The 24,211-nt window shown below is 69.7% G+C and carries 19 protein-coding genes and 1 pseudogene; 6 read left to right on the plus strand and 14 right to left on the minus strand.

Going from position 1 to position 24,211, the window contains the following annotated elements:
- Window positions 1-130: 130 nt before the first annotated feature.
- Together Q1A98_RS04490 and Q1A98_RS04495 are read right to left on the minus strand one after the other, a co-directional pair.
- On the minus strand, window positions 131-1,489 hold the full coding sequence (locus Q1A98_RS04490; protein WP_299570206.1) for a glutamate-1-semialdehyde 2,1-aminomutase: 1,359 nt from the start codon (window positions 1,487-1,489) through the stop codon (window positions 131-133).
- Window positions 1,486-2,607: a transferase gene (locus tag Q1A98_RS04495; protein WP_299570207.1), complete on the minus strand. Its 1,122-nt coding sequence runs from the start codon at window positions 2,605-2,607 to the stop codon at window positions 1,486-1,488. The genes Q1A98_RS04490 and Q1A98_RS04495 overlap by 4 nt, the downstream gene beginning before the upstream one ends.
- Window positions 2,608-2,639: 32 nt before the next feature.
- On the opposite strand from Q1A98_RS04495, the gene rfbC reads away from it, so the two are divergent.
- Window positions 2,640-3,197: a dTDP-4-dehydrorhamnose 3,5-epimerase gene (rfbC, locus tag Q1A98_RS04500; RefSeq protein WP_299570209.1), complete on the plus strand. Its 558-nt coding sequence runs from the start codon at window positions 2,640-2,642 to the stop codon at window positions 3,195-3,197.
- A gap of 27 nt (window positions 3,198-3,224) precedes the next feature.
- Here the strand turns inward: rfbC and Q1A98_RS04505 are convergent, their stop codons facing one another.
- The 4 genes from Q1A98_RS04505 to Q1A98_RS04520 are packed head-to-tail and all read right to left on the minus strand — an operon-like array spanning window position 3,225 to window position 7,013.
- Window positions 3,225-4,253, minus strand: a complete 1,029-nt coding sequence (locus Q1A98_RS04505; RefSeq protein WP_299570210.1) for an NAD(P)-dependent oxidoreductase — start codon at window positions 4,251-4,253, stop codon at window positions 3,225-3,227.
- Window positions 4,250-4,936: a PIG-L family deacetylase gene (locus Q1A98_RS04510; protein ID WP_299570211.1), complete on the minus strand. Its 687-nt coding sequence runs from the start codon at window positions 4,934-4,936 to the stop codon at window positions 4,250-4,252. The genes Q1A98_RS04505 and Q1A98_RS04510 overlap by 4 nt, the downstream gene beginning before the upstream one ends.
- On the minus strand, window positions 4,933-5,760 hold the full coding sequence (locus Q1A98_RS04515) for a glucose-1-phosphate cytidylyltransferase (protein ID WP_299570212.1): 828 nt from the start codon (window positions 5,758-5,760) through the stop codon (window positions 4,933-4,935). Before Q1A98_RS04515 ends, Q1A98_RS04510 begins: the two co-directional genes overlap by 4 nt.
- Window positions 5,757-7,013 (minus strand): class I SAM-dependent methyltransferase, encoded by a 1,257-nt coding sequence (locus Q1A98_RS04520; RefSeq protein WP_299570213.1) that lies wholly within the window; start codon window positions 7,011-7,013, stop codon window positions 5,757-5,759. The genes Q1A98_RS04515 and Q1A98_RS04520 overlap by 4 nt, the downstream gene beginning before the upstream one ends.
- A gap of 252 nt (window positions 7,014-7,265) precedes the next feature.
- Between Q1A98_RS04520 and Q1A98_RS04525 the strand changes: the two genes are divergently transcribed.
- A complete protein-coding gene (locus Q1A98_RS04525) occupies window positions 7,266-8,453 on the plus strand; it encodes an acyltransferase (RefSeq protein ID WP_299570214.1) in 1,188 nt (395 codons plus the stop codon).
- Between the two features lie 41 nt (window positions 8,454-8,494).
- On the opposite strand, the gene Q1A98_RS04530 is transcribed toward Q1A98_RS04525, so the two are convergent.
- From Q1A98_RS04530 to Q1A98_RS04555, 6 genes are all read right to left on the minus strand, one after another.
- A complete protein-coding gene (locus Q1A98_RS04530; protein ID WP_299570216.1) occupies window positions 8,495-10,147 on the minus strand; it encodes a DUF222 domain-containing protein in 1,653 nt (550 codons plus the stop codon).
- 50 nt (window positions 10,148-10,197) lie between these two features.
- A complete protein-coding gene (locus tag Q1A98_RS04535; RefSeq protein WP_299570217.1) occupies window positions 10,198-11,448 on the minus strand; it encodes a pyridoxal phosphate-dependent aminotransferase in 1,251 nt (416 codons plus the stop codon).
- A 55-nt stretch (window positions 11,449-11,503) separates the two neighbouring features.
- A complete protein-coding gene (locus tag Q1A98_RS04540; RefSeq protein ID WP_299570218.1) occupies window positions 11,504-12,763 on the minus strand; it encodes an EAL domain-containing protein in 1,260 nt (419 codons plus the stop codon).
- A 124-nt stretch (window positions 12,764-12,887) separates the two neighbouring features.
- Entirely contained in the window at window positions 12,888-16,202 is a 3,315-nt protein-coding gene (locus tag Q1A98_RS04545) for a (Fe-S)-binding protein (RefSeq protein ID WP_299570220.1), read from the minus strand.
- 116 nt (window positions 16,203-16,318) lie between these two features.
- Window positions 16,319-17,530, minus strand: a complete 1,212-nt coding sequence (locus Q1A98_RS04550; RefSeq protein WP_299570222.1) for an acyltransferase — start codon at window positions 17,528-17,530, stop codon at window positions 16,319-16,321.
- Window positions 17,531-17,717: 187 nt separating this feature from the next.
- Complete coding sequence (locus Q1A98_RS04555; RefSeq protein WP_299570224.1) at window positions 17,718-18,761, minus strand: alpha/beta hydrolase fold domain-containing protein; 1,044 nt, start codon at window positions 18,759-18,761, stop codon at window positions 17,718-17,720.
- A 238-nt stretch (window positions 18,762-18,999) separates the two neighbouring features.
- On the opposite strand from Q1A98_RS04555, the gene dnaK reads away from it, so the two are divergent.
- The 4 genes from dnaK (at window position 19,000) to Q1A98_RS04575 (ending at window position 23,238) form a co-directional block, all read left to right on the plus strand.
- The gene (gene dnaK, locus Q1A98_RS04560; RefSeq protein ID WP_299570226.1) at window positions 19,000-20,850 is read left to right on the plus strand and encodes a molecular chaperone DnaK; all 1,851 of its coding nucleotides are present in this window, start codon (window positions 19,000-19,002) and stop codon (window positions 20,848-20,850) included.
- Window positions 20,847-21,506 carry a nucleotide exchange factor GrpE gene (gene grpE, locus Q1A98_RS04565; RefSeq protein WP_299570227.1) on the plus strand — a complete coding sequence of 220 codons (660 nt, stop codon included), beginning with the start codon at window positions 20,847-20,849 and terminating at the stop codon, window positions 21,504-21,506. Before dnaK ends, grpE begins: the two co-directional genes overlap by 4 nt.
- A 137-nt stretch (window positions 21,507-21,643) precedes the next feature.
- Window positions 21,644-22,822, plus strand: coding sequence for a molecular chaperone DnaJ (gene dnaJ / locus Q1A98_RS04570; protein WP_299570229.1), 1,179 nt, complete (start codon window positions 21,644-21,646; stop codon window positions 22,820-22,822).
- Complete coding sequence (locus Q1A98_RS04575; protein WP_299570231.1) at window positions 22,822-23,238, plus strand: helix-turn-helix transcriptional regulator; 417 nt, start codon at window positions 22,822-22,824, stop codon at window positions 23,236-23,238. The genes dnaJ and Q1A98_RS04575 overlap by 1 nt, the downstream gene beginning before the upstream one ends.
- An 11-nt stretch (window positions 23,239-23,249) precedes the next feature.
- Here the strand turns inward: Q1A98_RS04575 and Q1A98_RS04580 are convergent, their stop codons facing one another.
- Complete coding sequence (locus Q1A98_RS04580) at window positions 23,250-23,642, minus strand: EAL domain-containing protein (RefSeq protein ID WP_299570233.1); 393 nt, start codon at window positions 23,640-23,642, stop codon at window positions 23,250-23,252.
- 19 nt (window positions 23,643-23,661) lie between these two features.
- A pseudogene (locus Q1A98_RS22365) lies at window positions 23,662-24,117 on the minus strand (EAL domain-containing protein); the annotation flags it as partial.
- Between the last annotated feature and the right edge of the window lie 94 nt (window positions 24,118-24,211).

The following is a 24,211-nucleotide window of genomic DNA, read 5'->3' on the forward strand; positions in this document are numbered from 1 at the left end:
CCCGCCCATCGTGCAGTCGATCCCGCCGAGCGTGCAGTCCTGTCATCCCGCTCGCAGCTGCCGCACGGTGGACGGGATCTACCGCACGCTCGACGGGATCGACTGCACGGTCGACGGCGTCGGCGGGGCGTCAGAGGCGGCGGGGTGCCGCGGTCCGACGGAGGGCCGGTGCGACGGGACGTCCGCGGAGCAGGCCGTCGACGGATCCGCGCTCGAGGGCCTCGCGGTAGACCGCCACCGCACCCTCGACGGCGTCGAGGGTCACCCGGAGGTCGGCGGCGTCGTGCGCAGCGGACGGCACGAACGACTGGCCCAGGACGCCGCGATCGATGAGTTCCTGCAGGAACAGCGTGCGGAACGCCTGCGACGGCGTGCCCTCGGCGTCGGCGGTCCCGAACAGCAGCGCCGCCGGACGTCCGAAAGCGCGGACGTTCGGTGCGACACCGGCGTCGGCGGCGAGGGCGTTCACCCCGGCGGCGAGCGCGGTCCCGTGGTCGGTCATGGACCTGATCGGATCGCCGTCGGCGTACACGGCGACGACGGCGCGGAACGCCGCGAGCGACGCCGTCTCCGGTCCGTGCGTGGTCGACAGCAGGAACACCCGGTCGGCGTCGGTGTTCAGCCCGCCGAGTTCCATCAGTTCCCGCCTGCCGGCGAGCGCGGCGATGGGGAAACCGTTGCCCATCGCCTTGCCCCACGTCGACAGGTCGGGCGTCACGCCGTAGACCGACTGCGCGCCGTGCTCCGACCACCGGAAGCCGGTGATCATCTCGTCGAAGACCAACACGACACCGTGGCGGTCGCACAGCTCGCGGACGGCCTTTAGGTAGCCCGGTGCCGGCTCGGTCGACGCGGTCGCGGCCTCCAGCACGACGCAGGCGAGGTCGTCACCGTGCGTGTCGAACATGGCGCGGGTGTCGTCGATGTCGTTGAAGCGGAACCGGATCGACTTCGCGGTGACGTCGGATGGGATCCCGGCGTCCATACCGGTGGTGCCGATGAACCAGTCGTCGACGGAGAAGAACGGGTGGTCGCAGACGCCGACGAGGGTGCGTCCCGTCGCGGCCCGCGACAGACGGACGGCCGCGGTGGTGGCGTCCGAGCCGTTCTTGGCGAATTTCACCATCTGCGCCGTCGGCACCAGGCGGAGGAAGTCCTCGGCGGCGGCCTCCTCCAGCGCGGTCGGTCGGGAGAAGTTGACGCCGTCGACGATGGTCCGCGTGACCGCCTCGACCACGCCGGGATGTCCGTGTCCGAGGGTCACCGACCGCAGCCCGATGCCGTACTCGACGAACTCGTTGCCGTCGGCGTCCCACACCCGTGCCCCGGCACCGCGGACGAGGACGGGTGCCATCTGCTCGGGATACTGGTCCGACCCGCGTGCGTGGGTGTGCGCGCCCCCGGGCACCATCCGGTGTAGTGACGCCTGCAGGCGGTTCGACTCCGTGAAATCGCGCCGCGTGCTGCGACGTTCGTGGACCGAGGTCATGCGGTGCCTCCCTGCGGGTCGGTCTGCGCCGGAACGCCGGGCTCGGTGACGAGCGCGTCGGCGAGTGCGGGGAAGTCCCGACGGACCTCGTCGACGAGGTCGGGGACCGTCACCAGCACCGCTGTCGGTGCGGCGGCGACGAGGGTGTCCGGGTCGATGATGGGGATGTCGGTGCCGGGCATCCGCAGCCCCCACTTGGCGGGCGAGGCGTCGGCCACGCCGGCCAGGAGCTCCTTGGTGACACCGGCGCACCCGAACAGTGCCACGGCGCGGGACGCGGCAGCGTAGGCGTAAGCGGTACCGCCCGCGGCGACGATGTCGGCGAGCCAGGTGCGCAGCTCCGACCACTGTCGCTCCGCCTCCCGCTGCAACGCGGACACCGCGGTGACGTCGGTGATGCCGGCCGCGTCCTCGTCGGCGAGGACGGCAGCGACCGTTGCGTCGGGCTCGTGGGCGCCGTGGCGCACGGCGACCAGGATCGTGCCGCCGTAGAGGTCGTGGGTCCACGCCGAGGTCACCGACATGCCGACGGCGTCGAACAGCGACCGCAGCGCGGTGAGCGAGTAGTAGGCGAAGTGGCCGTGGCGCAGGGCGTTCCACTGGCCCTGCCGGACGATCGTCGCCAGGGAGTGGAACTGGAACAGCAGGACGCCGTCGCGGGCGGTGGCCCTGGCACGTCGCGCGACGGCGGCTGCCTGGTCGGGCTCGTGCATCATCCCGAAACAGTCGAGGACGACGTCGCACGGCTGCTTGCCGTCGGCGGGGCGGCCGGTGAACCCGCGCTCGGCCAGCAACGGCAGCCAGGTGCCCCCGTGTGGGCTGCCGAACTCGGCCACCGACGATCCGACGAGCAGCCCGGCCTCGTCGACCTCGGCGAGGGCCGCCGCGGCCTGGTCCTTCAGGGCCTGCGGCTCCACGCCGCGTGGCTCGTCGGCGACGGTGTCGTCGTCGACGAGCTGCGCCAGGAAGCAGGTGCGACACAGCGCCATCGACAGCGGGTGGCCGGTCTCGTCCGCGGCGACCGGCGTGGTCGCGGGCGGGAAGCGGTCCGCGGCGGCGACGGCGCCGACGTCGAGCACGGTCTCGAGTCGCAGCGATCCGCAGGCACGACAGGTCATGCGGGCACCACCTGATGCGGCACAATCGCGGCGTGCACATCGACACCACCGACCTGGCCGACGTCCTCGTGCTGACGCCCGAGCCCCATCACGACGACCGCGGCTTGTTCACGCGGACGTTCGACGCCGAGGAGTTCGACGCCCACCTCGGATCGCCCGGTGTCGCAGCACGATTCGTGCAGGACTCGCAGTCTCGGTCGCGTAGGGGTGTCATCCGCGGCATGCACGGACGCCTCGGCCGCGGCGAGGCGAAGCTGGTGCGCTGCGCGCACGGCGCCGTGCACGATGTCCTCGTCGACATCCGTCCCGGGTCCGCGACGTTCGGCGCGCAGCAGGCCTTCCTCCTCGACGACGAGACCTTCCGCCACCTGTATGTGCCGCCGGGGTTCCTGCACGGGTTCCAGGCGCTGACGGACACCGCCGACGTCTGCTACCGCATCGACCGCCCGCACGATCCGACCGAGGACATCGGCGTCCGCTGGGACGACGAACAGCTCGCGATCGACTGGCCGCAGCCACCGACGATCGTCTCCCCGCGAGACGCCGCGGCCGGCGACTGGGCGGCGCTGCTCGGGGTGATCGGCGGCTGACACCGTGGCGTGCATCGGAGGAGGCACTCAGGCTGCGGTGACGACCCGACGCATCGACGCGTCGAGCAGGCCGGCCTCGATGGACCGCTGCAGATGGGCCAACCGCACGAAGCGGTGGGCGAACGCGTCGGCGTCGAGTCCGTTGGTCACGTAGCGGGCCGCGAGCTCACGGGCACCGTCGGCCACCGACCACGCCGCCTCGTACCCGAGCACACCGCGCGCCTTGGAGAAGTCGACGCGGTACGACCGCGGGTCGCCGCCGTACTCGCCCGTGATCAACAGCTCGGACCCGGGCACGGCCAACACCACGGACTCCGCGATCTGGGTGACGGTGAGGTTGTTCGACTCGGTGCCGACGTTGAACGCCTGCGACCGCACGAGATCCGCGTCCGCGATCAGGCAGGTCGCGAACGCCTCGGCGATGTCGCGGGCGTGCACGAGCGGCCGCCAGGGGGTCCCGTCGGACATGACGCGGACGGTCCCGGTGAGGACGGCGTGGCCGACGAGGTTGTTCAGGACGATGTCCGCCCGCAGCCGCGGCGAGAAGCCGAAGGCGGTGGCGTTGCGCAGGTACACCGGCACGAAGTGGTCGTCGGCCATCGCCGAGAGGTCGTCCTCGACGCGGACCTTGCTCTCGGCGTACGGGGTGAGCGGCCGCAGTGCGGCGTCCTCGCCGACGAGGCCGTCACCGCCTGCGCCGTACACCGAGCAGGTCGAGGCGTACAGGAAGCGCTGCACCCCGGCCTCTTTCGCCAGGCGCGCCAGACGCACGGATGCGTGGTGGTTGATGTCGTAGGTGATCTGCGGCTCGAGCGCGCCGAGCGGGTCGTTCGACAGCGCGGCGAGGTGCACGACGGCGTCGAAACCGCGCAGGTCGTCGAGCGTCACGTCGCGCAGGTCGCGGACGATGGTCGGCGGGTCGGCCGGGTGGTCGCCGAGCACGCAGTCCGCGAAGTACCCGGAGTCGAGGCCGACGACCTCGTGGCCTGCGGCGGCGAGGACGGGCACCATCACGGTGCCGAGGTACCCCTGGTGGCCGGTGACGAGGACCTTCACGACGGGTCTCCTTCGATGGTTCGTGATGCGGTGGGTGCGGCTCCGAAGGCGAGGTGTGCCTTCTCGACGACGAACGCCTCGGCGTGCGGCGCGCGGCACATCACGCCGCGCAGCCGGGACAGGCCGAGGAAGGTCTCGTCGTCGAACCAGTCCCGTCCCACCTGGGACGGGTAGTGCTCGTGCAGCAGGCGCGACTTCTCCTGCGCGACAGCGGTGTCGAGCGGATGGAACACGCTGGGGGAGGGCAGGTCGCCCTCCCACTTCGGGATCTCGTAGCCGAGCACGAGGTGGTCGCGGAACTCGGTCGGGACGATCTCGGCGAGCAGCCGGTGGTCCTGGTGCGCGTCGTGGCGCTGCGGTGCGAACACGACATCGGGAGAACAGGTGCGGGCGAAGGTCCGGACCGTCTCCTTCACCGCGCCCCAGTGCGCCGGCGCCATCCCGTCGGGGATGTCGCCGACGGTCACCCGCAGCGGCATCGGCCCGCAGAATGCGGCCAGTGCCGACCGCTCCTCCTGCTCGCGCGGCGTGCCCTGCCCACCGAGGACCAGCGCGTGCACCCGGGTGTCGGGATGCGTCTTCGCCAGGGTGAGCAGCGTCCCGCCGACGGCGATCGCGATGTCGTCGCAGTGTGCGCCGAGGACGGCGATCTCGGTGAGATCGCCGGTGTGCAGCTCGATCACGACAGCGAACCGACCGGCAGCTTCACCTCGGGAGTGGCCGCGTGCGTGCGGGGACGATCCCACACCATCCACGGCCGGTCGCCGCGGTGGAAGGCGGCCTCCAGGTCGGCCCGTTCCTTGAACGTGTCGGCCGGCTTCCAGAAACCGCTGTGCCGGTAGCCGTACAGGCGGCCCTGCGCCGCGAGACCGCCACACGCGTCGGCGACGAGATCGCCTCCCGGCGGGAGGTGGTCGAACACCTCCTGCGTGAGCACGAAGAAGCCACCGTTCTCCCAGATCGGGAACTCCGACACCGGCGTGATGCCGGTGACCGTGCCCGAGTCGGACACGTCGACACAGTGGAACGACGACTGCGGCGGGACCAGCATCATCGACGCGGCCGCACCCGAGGTGACGACGGTGTCGATCATCGTGTCCAGCGGTGCGTCGGTGAGCACGTCGGCGTAGTTGGCGAGGAAGTACTCGTCGTCGCCGAGGTGGGGACGCACGCGCCGGAGTCGTTCCCCGATGGGCGATTCGAGACCGGTGTCGGCGAACGTGATGGTCCAGTCGCTGATGTCCGAGCCGAGCAGGTCGACCCGACCGCCCCGGAGGACGAAGTCGTTCGACTCGGCCTCGTCGTAGTTCAGGAAGTAGTTCTTGATGTGCGACGCGCCGTAGCCCAGGCACAGGATGAACTCGGTGTGGCCGAAGTGGGCGTAGTAGCGCATCACGTGCCAGATGAGCGGCCGCGGACCGACCATCTGCATGGGCTTCGGGATCATGTCGTCGGAGCTGTTGCGCATCCGCATCCCGTATCCGCCGCAGAACAGCACGACCTTCATGCTCGGCTCCCCTCGTAGACGACGGATTCGACGTCGGCGGCGTGCAGTTGGGGCAACGGGTAGACGATCTCGCCGCCCCACTCGCGCACATGCGCGAGCTGGCGGGTGAGCTCGGTCTCGAGGTTCCACGGCAGCACCAGGACCACGTCGGGTCGGTCGGCGTCGATGCGCGACGGCGCGACGATCGGGATCCGGGTCCCGGGAGTGAAACGCCCGTGCTTGTACGGGTTCCGGTCGACCGTGTACTCGAGGAGGTCGGGACGGATGCCGCAGAAGTTGAGCAGGGTGTTGCCCTTGCCGGGAGCGCCGTAGCCGACCACTCGCTTGCCGTCAGCCTTGCAGGCCAACAGATATCGCAGGAGGTCCTGGCGAACGGCCTCGGCGCGGGCCTGGAGGCCGGCGTAGCCCGCGACGTGGTGCAGGCCGGCGGCCTCCTCGTCGGCGAGCACCTCGGTGACGCGTGCGCTGGGCTCGCCGGCGACGCCGGACGGCCGGGCCCACAGGCGGATCGAACCGCCGTGCGTACCGAGCACCTCGATGTCGACGACACTCAGATCGGCTGTCGCGAGGGCACGCATCGCCGACAGCGCCGTGTAGTACTGGAAGTGCTCGTGGTAGATCGTGTCGAACTGCCCGAGCGTCACCAGGTTCAGCGCGTGGTGCACCTCGATGCTCACCCAGCCGTCGTCGGCGACGAGCCGCCGCAGCGACCGTGTGAAGCCGAGCAGGTCCGGGATGTGCGCGTAGACGTTGTTGGCCACGACGAGATCCGCCGGGCAGAACGCGGTGGTGACCTTGCGCGCCAGGTTCTCGTCGAGGAACGCGGTCTCTGTCGGCACCCCCCGCTCACGCGCGGCCTCGCCGACGTTCACCGACGGCTCGATGCCCAGGCACGGGATGCCGCGTGCCACAGCGTGTTGCAGCAGATAGCCGTCGTTGCTGGCCACCTCGACGACGAACGAGTCGTCGTCGAGTCCGACGCGGTCGACGGCCTGCGCCACGAACTCCTCGGCGTGGGCGACCCAGCTGTCGGAGTACGAGGAGAAGTAGGCGTACTCGGTGAACGTCTCCTCCGGCGTGATGAGCGCCGGGATCTGCAGCAGCAGACACTGCTGACAGAGCCGCAGGTGCAGCGGGAACGTCGGCTCGGGAGCATCGAGCTCCTCGGCCGTCAAGAACTTCTCGCATGGTGGTGTGGCGCCGAGATCGACGACGCTGACCAGATCTTCGGATGCGCACAGACGACAGCGCATACCGCCCCCCTTGAACGGTTCGTGCTCACCAGGGGGCCCTAGAACCCCCGTGGCCGGACACGGTCCGCAGTCCTCCCCAGGTGCGGATCCGTGCCGTCATTCAAGCACGTATTCACGCTGGTGTCAGATCGACCGCTGTGAACCGATGTCGCGCTGTCCCTCGAACGATTCAATGCCGGTCCGCCACTTGCACATCTGGGTGGCGTATCTCGTATCGTCGGGGCTCGACAGCACGATCTGGGGGGAGAGGCTGTGAGTTCGACCATGTCCGGGGGGACCGTGGGAGCTGACACCAGGACGGGGGCCGGCACGCGCCGGTTGCATCACCTCGACGGTGTACGCGCAACCGCCGCTCTGTACGTCCTCGTCCATCACGCGTTCATGTCCGCGCATCTCGTCGACAGCCGCGGTGAGGTGCACGGATGGCAGGCCTTCGCGTTCGGGTGGGCGCAGTGGGGGCACTTCGGCGTGACGGTGTTCATCGCGCTCGCCGGCTTCTCGCTGGGTATGCCTGTCGGTCGGGCCGGCGGTCTGCCCGACGGGTTCTGGGGGTTCGTGAAGCGACGCGCGCGTCGCATCATCCCGCCGTACTGGATCGCCCTGACGCTCACGATCCTGCTCGCGGTGACCGTCCTCGGACGTCGCACCGGTACGCACTGGGACCTGTCACTGCCGATCACGCCGAAAGGCTGGGCGGCGGACTACATCCTGATGCAGGACGTCATCCCCGTCCGCGACGCCGCGTACACGTTCTGGTCGGTGGCGGTGGAGTGGCATGTCTACCTGGTGCTGCCGTTGCTGGTGTTGCTGTGGCGTTTCGTGGGGCTCGCGCCGGCGGTGTTCGCCTGCGCCGCCTGCGGCGCGATCGGGATGCTCGGCGACGCATTCGTCGACGACAGGCTGGGCCGGTTCTTCCCCGAGTACTACCTGGTGTTCGCGCTGGCCGCGGGCTCGGCGATCGCGATGCGCCGCGCGCCCGAGGTGGTCGCTCGGGTGCCCTGGCGCCTTGCGGCCGGTGCCGCGGCCGTCGTGGTGGTCGCCGTGTGCAGCCTCGCCTCGACGCGATGGATCATCGTGAACACCCCTTGGCTCGACGTGGTCCTGGGGCTGGGTGTGGTCGCGGCGCTGACGGCGATGACCACCGGTAGGCTACCGCGGTTTCGTCGCGTGTTCTCGTGGGCACCGCTGGCCGTGGTCGCGGGGTTCTCCTACAGCTTGTACCTGATCCACGCGCAGCTGCTGCAGCTGTTCTATCTCGTGGTCATCGAGCCGCTGCACGTCTCACCCGACGCCCAACTGGCCCTGTTCTGGCTGGTCGCGTGCCCGCTGATCGTCGTGATCGCGTGGGCGTTCGCCCGTGTTGCGGAGAAGCCGTTCCTCCCGCCGCCGAGGAAGCCCGCGCCTGCGCCGGCGCGCGTCGCGTCCGACGCGGCGGCCTGACGGCGGTCGCGTCTTGTCCGAGTCAGAACGTCTTCTCCGAGTCAGAACGGTGGCGGGTCAGCGTCTTCCTGCCGCTCCACTACGCGCTGGTGTGCGGCGCGGGCTGTTGCTCGGCGCTGATCGAGTGTCGTTCTCGCGGGGTGATTCTCGGGTGTCCCGGGTGGTCCGAGGGCGGGGAAGATGTTCAGGGCTGTGTAGGCGTTGCCGAGGAACATCCGGCCGGTCGGCGATTCGAAGAACGCCTCACCCAGGGGTGATTGGTAGTCCCGCCAGGCGCGGTTGAAGGTCTTGGTGCGGTGGTGGAACCGGCACAGCGGTTTCAGGTTCTCGCGACGTGTCTGGCCGCCGTGGTCGGGGTGGCGGTGGTCGAAGGGGTCGGTGTGGTCGAGGTCGGTGTTCCAGGCGGGTGCTGTGCAGCCGGGGAAGGTGCAGCAGATCTCCGAGCCGCGGATGAGCGTGGCGAGTTTCTTCGAGGGGACGTAGGTCGAGGCCGCTGTCGCGGCCTGTGCTGGGTCGTCGCGTCGGAGGAATTCGCGGTGGGCGTCGGCGAGCAGGGCGCGCATGGTGTCGGCGTCGATGATGCCGCGTCCGTCGAGGTAGCCGGGTTGATCGTCGAGGCCGAGCAGGGTCGACAGGTTGGCCACGATGTGGAACACCGGCCGCGCCGGACCCACGGGCGGGGCGATCGGCTGCGGGACGACCGGATCCGCAGCGGGCGCAGGTGTGTTGTCGACGGTGGCGGCGGAGTCGTCAGCCGGGCAGGGGTCCACCGGGGTGTCGACATCCTCGTCGGGATCTGATGTGGCAGGTGCATCCACGTCGTCCGCCGCCTGCGTACAGCTCTCACACCCACAGACGAGGTGATCGTGTCCGGCCGCGAGGGCGATGAGCGCGTCGGCGCGGCGTTGCGCGCGGGTGCGGGGGTCACCGGTGTGGACCGAGCCGGCCATCGCGGTCAGGCGGGCGTCGATCGCGGCGGCGTCGACCATCGGCAGCGACGCCGACACCCGCGAGGCGCCGGGTTGGAATCGGTCGGGGCGGATGGTGACGTCGCGGTCGGCGGCGGCGCGTTCCTTCCGCCGTGCCAGGGCGTCGGGGTCGACCATCGCGACGATCGCGTCGACCATCGCGACCAGCCGGGCCCGCGACAGCGGGGGCCGGTCGAACAGGGCTTGGGCGATGTGGGTGTCGAGGATCTTCACCAGATCCGGATCGATCACGAGTTTCGTGCGGGTGCAGATGAGCAGGAACCCGGCCAGATCAACACGGCCCACCGCGAGGGCGTGGCCGGTGAACACCAGCCGGTAGCGGGCGGTGTCACCGGCGACGATGATCTCCCGGGCTTTCGCCGCTGGGACGTTGAGTACGGCACCGATCTCGGCGGTCGCCCGCTCGAGCCCGTCGGGCCCGAACTCGGCGCGGGGATCGATCCCCGCCAGCCGGTCCATCTGACCAGCAAGGATCTCGTCGACCGAGGATCGTTGCCCGGAGTCGTGTTCGGCGACCGCGACGAGGTGGTCCTCGCACCGCTCGTCGTGGATGAGCGACGCCGCCTGCAGCATCCGGTAGTCGGCCGAGGCGGTGATCGAGCGGCAGTGCGCGAGGATCTCGATCAGCTCAGCGGCGGAATGCTTCTCGTCCGCGGCCAGCGACGCCACCACACCCGTGGTGTCGAGAGTCCCCGTTTCGCTCATGTGTTCGATGTATCGACGGCCACCGACACCACTCGGCGACGGCGGTCGCGCTACTGCCGGTAGCCGGCGAGGAAGTTGCCGAGCCGTTCGACGGCGTCGACGATGTCGCGGGTCCACGGGAGGGTGACGAGGCGCAGGTGGTCGGGCCTCGGCCAGTTGAAGCCGGTGCCCTGGACGACCAGGATCTTCTCGCGCAGCAGCAAGTCCTGGACGAGCAGCTCGTCGTCGTGGATGTCGTGGTACTCGAGGTCGATCTTGGGGAACGCGTACAGCGCACCCATCGGCTTCACGCAGCTGACGCCGGGGATCTCGTTGAGCTTCTCCCAGGCGGCGTTGCGCTGTTCGAGCAGGCGGCCGCCGGGCAGGACCAGGTCGTCGATGCTCTGGTAGCCGCCGAGAGCGACCTGGATCGCGTGCTGGCCCGGCACATTCGAGCAGAGTCGGGTCGACGCCAGCAGCGACATGCCCTCGATGAACCCGCGCGCGTGGTCCTTGGGGCCCGTGATCGCGACCCAGCCGGCCCGGTAGCCGCACACCCGGTACGCCTTCGACAGCCCGTTGAAGGTGAGGCACAACAGGTCCGGCGCGAGTGACGCGATGGAGATGTGCTGCGCGCCGTCGTAGAGGATCTTGTCGTAGATCTCGTCGGCCATGATGAGCAGCGAGTGCTTGCGCGCCAGATCGGTGATCTGCGTGAGCACCTCGCGCGAGTAGACCGCGCCGGTGGGGTTGTTTGGGTTGATCACGACGATCGCCTTGGTGCGCGGCGTGATCTTCGACTCGATGTCCGCGATGGACGGGTTCCAGTCGTTGTCCTCGTCGCAGAGGTAGTGCACCGGCTTCCCGCCGGACAGGGCCGTCATCGCCGTCCACAGCGGGTAGTCGGGTGCGGGGATGAGGACCTCGTCGCCGTCGTCGAGGAGCGCCTGCATCGTCATGGTGATGAGCTCGGAGACGCCGTTGCCGAGGATGACGTCGTCGACGTCGAAGTACGGGAAGTCGATGGTCTCGTAGCGCGTCACCACCGCGCGCCGTGCGGAGAGCACACCCGCGGACTCCGAGTAGCCCTGCGAGTAGGGGAGCGCGTGGATCATGTCGCGCATGATCACGTCGGGCGCCTCGAACCCGAAGAGGGCGGGGTTGCCGATGTTGAGCTTGAGGATGCGGTGGCCCTCGGCCTCCAGGCGGGCGGCGTGTGCGTGGACCGGCCCGCGGATCTCGTAGCACACGTCGCGCAGCTTGGCGGACTGCTCGAGGGGCTTGAGGGGTGTCGAGGTATGGGACACGTGCGGTCTGCTCACGTCCCCCATGATCGCACCGGTGCGCAATCGGATTGTCAGGCGGCGGGGGAACGCCTCAGGCGCCGGGTGGAACGATGTCCGCCGCGGGTTGGGGCCGCCCGAACAGGTACCCCTGGGCGTGGGTGAACCCGATCTCGCGGAGCACGTCGACGACGGCACCGTCCTCGACGCCCTCGGCGACCGAGCGGATGCCGAGGTCGTCGGCGAGTCGACAGACGGTCTCGACGATGCTGCGGCTGACGCCGCCGTCGACGCCCTGGATGAGTGACCGGTCGATCTTGGCGACGCTGACGGGCTGGTCGACCATGTAGCGCAGCGCGGCGTAACCGGTGCCGAGGTCGTCGACGGCGATGACGCAGCCCAGGTCGGCGAGCTCGCGAATCGTTTGTGCCGCAGGAGAATCAGAGGTGATGAGGTCGCGCTCGGTGACCTCGATCCACAGAGACGCGGCGAGGACGCCCGCACGGGTCAGGGCGTCGGCGATGTGGCCCGTGAGCGCGTGGTCGACCAGTTGTTGCGACGAGAAGTTCACCGACACGAACAGCTCGTCGTCGCCGACGAGCCGTTGCCACGCCCCGAGCTGACGGATCGCCTCGACCACACCCCACCGCCCGATGGGGACGATGAGGGAGGTCTCCTCGGCGGCGTCGAGGAACTCGCCGGGCAACCGGACGCGATCGTCGACGGTCCAGCGCAGCAGCGACTCGTAGCCGACCACCTCGAGCGTGTCCATCCGCACAATCGGTTGGTAGTGCAGCGTGAACGCCTCGCCGACGGCGTTGGCGAGTTCGGCGGCGAGTTCGATCTCCTCGCGCAGGTGGCTGATGGAGATGTCCGAGGCCCAGGCGAGATGGGACCCGGAGGTCGTGGCGTGGTGGACCGCCGCGATCGCCGCCTGCAGGACGTCGCGGACGTCGCGGCCGTGGGCGTCGCCCGGCAAGGCCACGCCCATGTGGGTCTGCACGAAGTAGTCGACGCCGTCGACGGCGATGGTGGAGGCGAGGCGGCGCGCCACGTCGGCGACGATGCGCTGCGGGTCGACCAGGTCGACGTCGACGACCACCACCCCGAGGTCTGCGGCACCCGCGAACACGATGCCCTGGTCCCCGACGAGGTCGGCGACGGCCACGAGTGTCGCCTGCCGTGCGGCGAGGCCGGTGGCGCGGCCGAATGCGGCCGCGATCCGATCGGACGCCTCCATCTTCACGGCCACTGCCGCGAGCTTGCCGGGGGCGATGTCGCCGACGACCCGCGCTACGTCGGCGTCGGACAGGGCGGAGAGCAGCGAACCCGGTGTCTCGGGTCGAGTGACCACCCCGCGCCTCCCGTCGCTGCGCCCGTCGTCGGACCCGACGGCGGTACGTCAGCGTGGATCATAACCACGTGGACCTGCATCTGCCCCGCAACGTGGTGTCGGACGGTGCTCTGTGACAGTCGGGTCAGCCCCGGCCTGGACGCTTCTTCCCTGCGGCGATCCCGAATCCCGCGGATTTCGCGGGCCCGGTCTCGGAGACCACCCGGTCGCCGTCGTCCGAGCCGTTCGACGTCGCAGGCGTGGTCGAGTCCGAGGAGTCGTTCGTCTCGCCGTCGGAGGCCTCGGTGGCGTTGTCCCCGTTCGCATGTGCAGACGACTCGGATGCGTCCGACGTGTCCTCGGTGGACGACGTCCCGTTCGCGGACGAGCCGTTCGCGGATGAGCCGTTCGACGACGAGCCGTTCGACGACGGGGCGGACCCGGTGCCGTTCGACGCCGCCGCCGATCGCTGCCCCGGTCGCTTGGCGGCACCCATGCCGAACCCAGCCGATTTCGCTGCCGGAGCGGGCTTCTCGGCCACCGACTCAGAACTCGCCTCCGCGGTCGGCTCGGACTTCTGCGCGGAATCGGTGGTCTGTGAGGCAGGCTCGGACTCCGGCTCCGAGGGCTCCGCCTTCTCGGCCGGAGCGGCCGCGGGTGCGGTGGCCTTCTGCCCGTCGCCGGAGGCGGCCTTCTGCCCCGGCCGTTTGGCGGCGCCCATGCCGAAGCCCTTGGCCTTCGGCTCGGGTGCCGGTGCGGCTGCGGTGGTCTCGGCGGATCCCGTCGACTCTGCGGGCTCTGCCTTCTCGGCCGGAGCGGCCGCGGGTGCGGCAGCCTTCTGCCCGGGCCGCTTCAGGCCCTTGGCCATACCGAAGCCCGCGGACTTCGGCTCGGCCGGTGCCGCGGCTGTCGCGGTGGTGTCTGCCGTGTCGCCCGAGGCGGTCTTCGCCGGGGTGCCACCTGTTCCGGCGGGCTTCTCCGCGTCGCCGGCCGGGGCCTTCTGTCCGGGCCGCTTCATGCCCTTGCCCATGCCGAGACCGACGGTCGGCTTCGGTGCCGCGGGGGCGGTCCCGGTCGCCTCGGCCGCGGCCTCCGCGGGCTCCGCCGCGGTGGTCGTCGCGGTGACCGCATGCGCGGCCTCGTCCTTCTGCGTCTCCTCGGAGACCTGGCCGTCGGAGGTGACCACCGGTCCGAGATAGCGTCCGCCGCGGCGGATCTCGGGGGCACCGCGGGTGACGGACTCGAGCAGCAGCTGCGAGACGTCGACGACCTCGACCTTGTCCTCGCGGTCGGTCCCGCTGGTCTTGGCGGTGGTCCCGTCGCTGAGCATCACCCGGCAGAACGGGCAGCCGGTCGCGATCTTCTGCTTCTTGTCCTCGTCGCCACCGTTCGCGGGCAGCGTCGACAGGGCCTCGTCGACCCGGTCGAGGTTGATGCGCTTGCCGATGGACTCCTCCATCCACATGCGCGCGCCGCCGGCGCCACAGCACATGGAACGCTCACCGTGACGGGGCATCTCGCGCAACGCGGACCCGGACGCGGCCATCAGGGCGCGCGGCTCGCTGTAGACCTTGTTGTGGCGGCCCAGGAAGCAGGGGTCGTGGTAGGTGACGTCCTCGGCGACCGGGGCGACCGGGATGAGTCGCTTGTCGCGCACCAGCCGGTTGAGCAGCTGGGTGTGGTGCACGACCTCGTACTTCGCGCCGAGCTGCGGATACTCGTTGCCGAGCGCGTTGAAGCAGTGCGCACAGGTGACGACGATCTTGCGCTTCTGCTCGGGAGCGGTCGCGAACACCTCGCCGATGGTCTCGATGTTCTGCTGGGCGAGCATCTGGAACAGGAACTCGTTGCCCGCGCGGCGCGCCGAGTCGCCGGTGCAGGTCTCGCCCTGGCCGAGGACCAGGAAATTCACCGCGGCGATGTCGAGGAGTTCGGCGACGGCCTTGGTGGTCTTCTTCGCACGGTCCTCGAACGCGCCGGCGCAGCCGACCCAGAAGAGGTACTCGAAGCCCTCGAAGGTGTCGACGGTCTCACCGAAGACCGGGATCTCGATGTCCATCTCGTCGATCCAGTTGTTGCGGGTCGACGCGTTCTGGCCCCACGGGTTGCCCTTGTTCTCGAGGTTCTTGAACAGGCCGGCGAGCTCGCTGGGGAAGTCGGACTCGATGAGCACCTGGTAGCGGCGCATGTCGATGATGTGGTCGACGTGCTCGATGTCGACCGGGCACTGCTCCACGCACGCACCGCAGTTGGTGCAGCTCCACAGGGTGTCGGGGTCGATGACGCCGCCGCCGGTGATGCCCTCGCTCGGGCCGACGAGCGGGCGTTCCGCCTCGACACGGGCCTTCTCGGGGATCTTCGCGATCCGCGCCTCGTCGGGGTTGCCGTCGGCGTCGACGAGACCGACCTCGTCGCCGCCCATGTCGGTCTTGCCGCCGGCCAGCAGGTACGGGGCCTTGGCGTTCGCGTGGTCACGCAGGGACGTGATGAGCAGCTTGGGCGACAGCGGCTTTCCGGTGTTCCAGGCCGGGCACTGGCTCTGGCAGCGACCGCACTCGGTGCAGGTGGAGAAGTCCAGCCAGCCCTTCCAGCTGAAGTCCTCGATCTTGCCGGCGCCGAAGAGGTCGACGTCGGGGTCGGCCTCCTCCATGTCGAGGACCTTGCCGCGCGACGTCATCGGCTTGGCGGCGCCCAGGGCGACGGAGCCGTCGGCCTCACGCTTGAAGTAGATGTTGAAGAACGCCGAGAACCGGTGCCACGCGACGCCCCAGGTGATGTTGCGGCCGACGACGGCCAGCCACACCATGCCGGACATGAGCTTGATGACGGCGGCGATGCAGACCCAGAACGGGTCGATGCCCTGGAAGGCCATCGCGAGGTAGTGCGTGAAGAACGAGGTCCAGATCGGCGGGTCCTCGACACCGGAGGCGATCTTGAAGGTCTTCACGAAGATCATGCCCAGGCCCTCGAGGAGGACGACCGCCTCGACGAAGTAGGCGGCACCGAACCCGGAGCCGGAGAACCGCGACAGCCGCTCCGCGCGGCGCGGGTGGTTGAGCTGGCGGATCACCATCAGCACGACGATGCCGATGACGGTGCCGAGCCCGAGCACCTCGTCGGCGAAGATGTAGATGTCCCAGGCGCCGACGACCGGCCAGTGGAACTCGGGGTCGAACGTCTGCCCGTAGGCCTCGAACCAGAGGACCGAGCCGAGCAGGAAGCCGACCATGACCAGCCAGTGCGCCCAGCCGACGGTGCGGAACTTCACCATCCGGGTGTGCCCGGCGAACTCCTTGACCATCGTCAGGAAGCGCGGGACGACAGGTGTGAACCGGTTCGGCGCCTTCTGTCCGATCAGGATCTGACGCACGGTGTGCGTCACGCCCTGCACGAAGTACGCCCAGCACACGATGCTGAGCGCGGCGGCGACGGTCCCGATGGTGATTGTCGTGGCATTCACGGCAGTCGGCCTCTCTGGTCAGGGCTCGCTGGCCTGGGCCCCTCACGAGAGAATGCCCGGGTTACCTGTCAGTAAACGGTACGACCCGGACGCGTCACCGCGCAGTGAAGGTCAGCCTAAGTTGCCTGCGCAGAGCGCCGAAACGCCACGCGGGGACGACCTGTGAGATACAGCGCACCCGGTGCCCGGCGGAGACCCTCGGCGACGACGAGGGTGATCGAGACCGTGAGGACGTAGACGACGGCCGTGGCCCACGGTGACCCGAGATGCTGTTCGAACCATCCGACCGGGGTGTTCGGGTTGCCCCGCGGCAGGATCAGCAGCTGCAGCACGAACACGTGCGACAGGAAGATCGCGAACGAACGGTTGGAGGCGTACGCGACCACGCGGTTGAACCGCGGCGTCCTGTCGCGACGGTCGGACCACCACACGGCCGCCGCGTAGAGGGCGGCGATCGCGCACAGGATGAACGGCTGCAGGGTCGGCTGGAGCGCGAAGCTCGCGTCGGCCGGGGTCTCCCCACCGTCGAGACGCATCACGTAGGTGACGAGCCCGAACACCGCCGACAGGGTCAGCGCCCCGAGGATCCACCAGCCCCGGCCGCGGAGGAACGCGTCGACCCGATCGCGGTGGACGGCGCACACCGCACCCAGGAACACGAAGAACTGGTACGGCAGGAACGTCGAGTAGGCGTGCCACCAGTTCTGTGCGATCCAACTGCCGGGCGGCAGGTGCGGCGCCAGGTGTCGGATCGCGAGGAGGACACCCATCTGCACCGCGAAACTCGCCGCCAGCAGCAGTCGATGGTGGTTCCGCGTGGCCCGCACGACCCACAGGATCAGCGGGAAGAGCAGATAGAACTGGATGATCACGAAGATGAAGTAGAGGTGGAAGCCCGACGTCCCCCAGGCCAGTCCCTTCGCGAGATCCGGCAGCGAGAACGGCAGCTCGCTCCATCCCGAGGTCTGCACCACGCCGAAGGCCCAGTAGACGATCGACCAGATGAGGTAGGGGATCGCCACCAGCTTCAGGCGACGCGACCAGAACTGCCAGGTCGAGAAGTCCTCCTTGGCGTAGTTGCCGTACATGAGGACGAAGCCGGTGAGGAAGAAGAACGAGTTGCGGGTGAAGTGCCCGGCCATGCCGAGGCCGTTGGTGACCACACCGTCGGTGGCGTTGGTGTTGGTCAGCACGTGACAGAAGATCACCAGCAGGAACGTCGAACCCCGGACCAGGTCGAGTTGGTGCAGATGAGCCCGTCGAGCGCGCGTCGACGTCGCCGGCGCGGTGGTCGCGGTCGGCGCGGTGGTGCGCAGGGCCGTGGTCATCGTGCTGCTCGAGACGTCGTCGGGGGCGGGGTGCGGTCGAAGCTACCAACGCCGGACCCGATGACCCATTCCCGTGACCTGCGCCACAGGCATCCCGGACGACGGCGGGACTCGGGCGACGCGGACATGGTGGCCACCCTGACGCCCGAACCTGTGAGAAGCCTGGACGCCGCCTGGGCAGCGCCGGTCAGGACGTCGAGCGCGCCGTCCGTGCGATGAGGTCGACGACGGTCGGGAACGCAGGGGATCCCTTCGTGACCAGGGCCGAGTGCGTCTGACCGGGCAGCAGGCGCAGCGTGGCGTGGCCCCCGGCGCGTTTCACGGCGTCGACATAGGTGAGCGACTGCGTCGGGGAGACGACGGTGTCCGCGGTGCCGTGCACGACGAGCACGGGGACCGTCGGGTCGATGTTCTCGATGGGGTCGACGGTGCGGTAGCGGTCGGGCACCTGGGCCGGGGTGCCGCCGAGGATGCGGGTCACCCGCGTGTCGCCGCGCTGCGCCGCCAGCCGCATGTTCAGCGGCCCGGCGAGCGAGACGATGCGGTTCGGCTGCCACAGCGGCTCGGAGCCCACCTGCTGGGTGCGCAGGCGGCCGCGCGTACCGACCCACACCGCGAGCTGGGCACCCGCGGAGTGCCCGACGACCGTCGACGACGACGCGTCGATGTCGGGGTTCTCGCGGTCGAGGGTGGGGACGAAGTCGGTGGCCGCGGCGACATCGGTGAAGGTGGTCGGCCACCCACCGCCGGACCCGAGACGGCGGTACTCGATGTTGAAGACGGCGAGCCCCTTCACGGCGAGGGCGCGCGCCAGCGGGTCGAACGTGGCCGCGCTGTACCGCGACGTCCACCCACCGCCGTGGATCAGCACCACCAGGGGCAGCGAGTCGCGGGCGTGCGCACCCGCGGGCAGGTACAGATCCCCGTAGTTCTGGCGGGGGTCCGGGGGAGGGGGTTCGTCCGCGGGCGCCCGAGGGATGTCGGCGCCGCTCTCGGCCACCGGCGCGGAGAGGTAGTCGTAGCGCTTCACGATCACCGGCGGGAGTGGCCCGGTGGTCGCGCCGACCGCGGTGTGGGCGGCGGGACGCGACGTCGAGTCCCCGTGACGGAGCGCCACGACCACGACGGACGTCACGCACACGACGGCCAGGAGCCCGGCGACGGCGGCGACCACGGGTAGGCGGGAACCCCATCTGAGGACCGGACGGAGGAAGCGGGACACGCGACGCATGGCGGCGACGACGATACGCGCGGACCCGCCGGGGTGCCGACCGCCGAGAGCTCGGGGAACAAACCCACGGGCGACCCCGTTGGCAAGCATGAAACCTGAGCGACAAAGACTCAAGAGAAGTTGACGCCCTGCGAATCCGCGGGTACTACTTGAGTCGTCCACGCTGAGGTTCCACACGACCATCGCAGACAGGTCGTCGGACATGACCCGGCGACACGCAACACAGGAGGCAACAGGAATGGCACGTGCTGTCGGTATCGACCTCGGCACCACGAACTCGGTGGTGGCAGTGCTCGAGGGCGGCGACCCCACCGTGATCGCCAACGCCGAGGGCTCGCGCACCACCCCGTCGGTGGTGGCGTTCGCCCGCAACGGCGAGGTGCTGGTCGGGCAACCCGCGAAGAACCAGGCCGTCACCAACGTCGACCGGACCATCCGCTCGGTCAAGCGCCACATGGGCGAGAGCGACTGGACGACATCGATCGACGACAAGAAGTACACCCCGCAGGAGATCAGCGCCCGCACGCTGATGAAGCTCAAGCGCGACGCGGAGGCGTACCTGGGCGACGAGGTGACCGAGGCGGTCATCACCGTCCCCGCGTACTTCAACGACTCGCAGCGCCAGGCCACCAAGGAGGCCGGCCAGATCGCGGGCCTCGACGTCCTGCGCATCGTCAACGAGCCGACCGCGGCCGCGCTCGCCTACGGGCTCGACAAGGGCGAGAAGGAACAGACCATCCTCGTCTTCGACCTCGGTGGCGGCACGTTCGACGTCTCGCTGCTCGAGATCGGCGACGGTGTCGTCGAGGTCCGCGCGACCTCGGGTGACAACAACCTCGGTGGCGACGACTGGGACCAGCGCATCGTCGACTGGCTCGTCGACAAGTTCAAGGCGCAGAACGGCATCGACCTGACCAAGGACAAGATGGCCCTGCAGCGCCTGCGTGAGGCCGCGGAGAAGGCGAAGATCGAGCTGTCCAGCGGACAGAGCACTTCGATCAACCTGCCCTACATCACGGTCGACTCCGAGAAGAACCCGCTCTTCCTCGACGAGCAGCTGTCGCGCAGCGAGTTCCAGAAGATCACCTCCGATCTGCTGGAGCGCACCCGTGCGCCGTTCCAGGCGGTCATCAAGGACGCCGGCATCTCCGTCGGCGACATCGACCACGTGGTTCTCGTCGGTGGTTCGACCCGTATGCCGGCCGTCTCCGACCTGGTGAAGGAGCTGACCGGTGGTCGCGAGCCCAACAAGGGCGTGAACCCCGACGAGGTCGTCGCGGTCGGCGCGGCCCTGCAGGCCGGTGTCCTGCGCGGCGAGGTCAAGGACGTGCTCCTGCTCGACGTGACCCCGCTGAGCCTGGGCATCGAGACCAAGGGCGGCGTGATGCACAAGCTGATCGAGCGCAACACGACGATCCCGACCAAGCGCAGCGAGACCTACACGACGGCCGAGGACAACCAGCCGTCGGTGCAGATCCAGGTCTATCAGGGTGAGCGCGAGATCGCCTCGCACAACAAGCTGCTCGGTTCGTTCGAGCTGGCCGGCATCGCCCCTGCGCCGCAGGGTGTCCCGCAGATCGAGGTGACGTTCGACATCGACGCCAACGGCATCGTGCACGTCACCGCGAAGGACAAGGGCACCGGCAAGGAGAACACCATCCGCATCCAGGACGGTTCGGGCCTGAGCAAGGACGAGATCGACCGGATGGTCAAGGACGCCGAGGCCCACGCCGACGAGGACCGCAAGCGCCGCGAGGAGGCCGAGACCCGCAACCAGGCGGAGTCGCTGGTCAACCAGACGGAGAAGTTCCTCAAGGAGAACGAGGACAAGGTCCCGGCGGAGGCGAAGGAGAAGGTGGAGTCCGCCATCTCCGAGGCGAACGAGGCGCTCAAGGGCACCGACCTCGCCGCCATCAAGTCGGCGGTGGAGAAGCTGTCCACCGAGTCGCAGGCCCTCGGCCAGGCGATCTACGCGAACGCGTCGGCGGATGCCGATGCGGCGCAGGGTGGCCCGAGTGCCGGCGGTGCCGACGACGTCGTCGATGCCGAGGTCGTCGACGAGACCGACGACTCCGGTGAGAAGAAGTGACCGCACAGGGACCGGGCACGCCCGAGGAGCCGGTGACCGTGACCGATCGGCGCCGCATCGATCCCGAGACGGGGGAGGTGCGGGCCGAGTCGGCCACCACCGACACCGCGTCGGACGTGGACCCGGATCAGGCCGCGGACGTCGCCGACGGTGACGTGACCGTCGATCCCGACGGTCTCGACACCGACGGGGCGGCACAGGCGGATCCCGCCGCCGAGGCTGCGCCGGATCCTGCCGCCGCGCAGTCGGAGAAGGAGGCCGAGCTGTTGGCCGACCTGCAGCGACTGCAGGCCGAGTACGCCAACTACCGGCGTCGCGCCGACCGCGAGCGGCAGGGTGCCGTCGAGACGGGCAAGGCGAACCTGATGAACGCCCTGCTCCCCGTCCTCGACGACCTCGACCGGGCCCGTGCGCACGGCGACCTCGAGGCCGGACCGCTGAAGGGTGTGGCCGACAAGATCGCCGACACCCTGAAGGGCCAGGGCCTCACCGCCTTCGGCGCCGAGGGCGACGCGTTCGACCCGGCGCTGCATGAGGCCGTCCAGCACGACGGCGAGGGTGCCGAGCCGGTCATCGGGCAGGTGTACCGCCAGGGCTATCGCCTCGGCGAGCGCCTGTTGCGGACCGCGATGGTCACCGTCACCGACGCGTCCTGACACGACACGATGCCGACCCCGTGACGACCGCCTGCCTGCGACACTGGTGGCGGTCGGCGCGGGGTCGGCCCCGTCGGTGCCGAGGAGGCACCGACACACACACGACAACGATCCACACAGACAGGAGGTGACGCCCGATGGCTCCCCAACGGGAATGGTTGGAACAGGACTTCTACAAGGACCTGGGCGTCGCTTCGGACGCCTCGGCCGACGAGATCAAGAAGGCCTACCGCAAACTCGCGCGTGAGCTCCACCCCGACGCCAATCCGGGTGACGCGGCCGCCGAGGCACGGTTCAAGCGCGTCTCGGAGGCGCACAGCGTCCTGGGCGACCCCGCCAAGCGCAAGGAGTACGACGAGACCCGTCGAGCCTTCGCCGGCGGCGCGTTCCGGGGCAACGGCGGAGCCGGCGGGTTCCCCGGCGGCTACACCCGCACAACCGATTTCGGTAACGGCGGCTTCGACGTCAGCGACCTGTTCGGGGGCGGTGGCGCGGGTGGCGCCGACATCGGCGACCTGTTCGGCGGTCTCTTCAACCGCTCGCCGCGGTCGTCGTCACGCCCCAAGCGCGGCAACGACCTCGAGGCGGAGACCACGCTCGGCTTCCGCGACGCGGCGCGCGGCACCACGGTGTCACTGTCGCTGACATCGCCCTCGCCGTGCACCACCTGCCACGGCAGCGGTGCGAAGCCGGGCACGAGCCCCCGTGTGTGCCCCACCTGCAACGGCGCGGGCGTGGTGAGTCGCAACCAGGGGCACTTCGGCTTCAGTGAGCCCTGCTCGGACTGCCAGGGGACCGGCTCGAAGATCGACGAGCCCTGCCCCGACTGCTCCGGCAACGGCGTGACCGTCCGGACCCGCACGATCAACGTGCGGATCCCGGTCGGCGTCGAGGACGGACAGCGGATCCGGCTCGCAGGCCAGGGCGAGGCCGGGTTGCGCGGCGCGCCCTCCGGCGACCTGTATGTCACCGTGCACGTCGGTGACGACAAGGTCTTCACGCGGTCGGGCAACGACCTGAAGGTCGAGCTGCCGGTGAGCTTCGGCGAGATCATGCTCGGCGCCACGGTGTCCGTCCCCACGTTGGACGGCACCGTCGGTCTGAAGATCCCGCCGAACACCGCCGACGGTCGCACCTTGCGCGTCCGCGGACGGGGTGTGCCGAAGCGGTCCGGCGGTGCCGGCGACCTGCTGGTGACCGTCAAGGTCGCCGTGCCGTCGTCGCTCGGCCCCGATGCCCTGGCGAAGCTGCGGGAGTACGCCGACGCCGAACGCGCCGACGGTTTCCGCCCACGGGAGGGATGGGGTGATCAGTGATGCCGGGCAAGAACCGTGACGAACGGCCCACGGACGGCGCCACGTTCATGATCTCGGTGGCCGCGGAACTCGCGGGCATGCACGCACAGACCCTGCGGACCTACGACCGCCTCGGGCTCGTGCGTCCCCAGCGGGCGGCCGGCGGCGGCCGGCGCTACTCGCAGCGTGACGTCGACCTGCTCCGCGAGGTGCAGCGGCTGTCGCAGGACGAGGGCGTCAACCTCGAGGGCATCAAACGCATCATCGATCTGACCAACCACGTCGACGCCTTGTCGGCCCGGGTCCGTGAGCTGGAGGCCGAGTTGGCCGCCGCGCGTGCCGACACCCGCCGGCGCCACGGCGGCGAACTGGTGCCGGTCCCGCGTACCAGTGCGCTCGTCGTGTGGCAACCCCGTCGCAAGCGTGCGGACTCGTAGCAGCCGGCGCGTCACGGGTCGTCGGGGAGCGGACCGGGGCGTCCGAGGAGGAATCGCTGGGCGAGCTCACCCCCACACTCGACGATGGCGGTCAGTTCCGCGCACGTCTCCACCCCCTCGAACGAGCACTGCGTCCCGGCGTCCCGGCTGAAGGTGACCATCGCTCGAGCGATCGCTTGTCGGGTGGGATCGGCGTCGATCCCGTGGGCGAACGTCGCGTCGATCTTGATCAGATCGGGCTGCACGGTGAGGATCTGACGGAGTCCGGCGTGACCCGTCCCGACGTCGTCGAGGGCGAGGCGCGTGCCGGCGGTGCGGAGATCGATCAGTGCGCAGTGGACGGCGTCCCCGACCTCGATCGCGGCTTCCCTCGGTGATCTCGACGACGATCGCTCGGTCGTCACCGGCGGTCAGCAGAGCCTGGACGGCCCCGTCGAGCACGCAGCCGGGGGAGACGTTGACGGCCACGAACTTGTCGGGCGGGATGTGCGCGGTCTCGGCCAGCGCGCGGCTGAGGGCCGCCGCCTCGAGCTCCGCGGACAGCCCGAGCGTGGCGGCGGCACGAAACCACACGTCGGGCGGGCCGCCGTGGTCGAATCGCGACAATGCCTCGTACCCGACCACCGCGTGGTCGGAGCATCGACGGATCGGCTGATAGACGATGGTGGGTCCGCCGGAGTCGACGACCGTGACTATGTCGCGAGCGCCGACGTCGGACCGGTGAGCGCCGCGGGGATCGGAGGATCGCTCCGCGGCGCCCGGTCGGGATGAGCGCAAGGGGTGATGCGATTCCACAGTGGATGTCCTGGGACTCGGGAGACCGACACCCTCGACTGTCACCCACCCGGCTGTGGATGGAGACCGGTGAGACGAGGACATCGATGAATCGATGGTCCGTCCGACCTGCACTCGAGAGAGTGAGGTCCCGGAGGGGAGTGCAGCCGGTCCGGCCTCGGCGCTGTGAGTGCGCGGT

The sequence above is a fragment of the uncultured Williamsia sp. genome (assembly GCF_947494875.1).
GTDB lineage: Bacteria > Actinomycetota > Actinomycetes > Mycobacteriales > Mycobacteriaceae > Williamsia_A.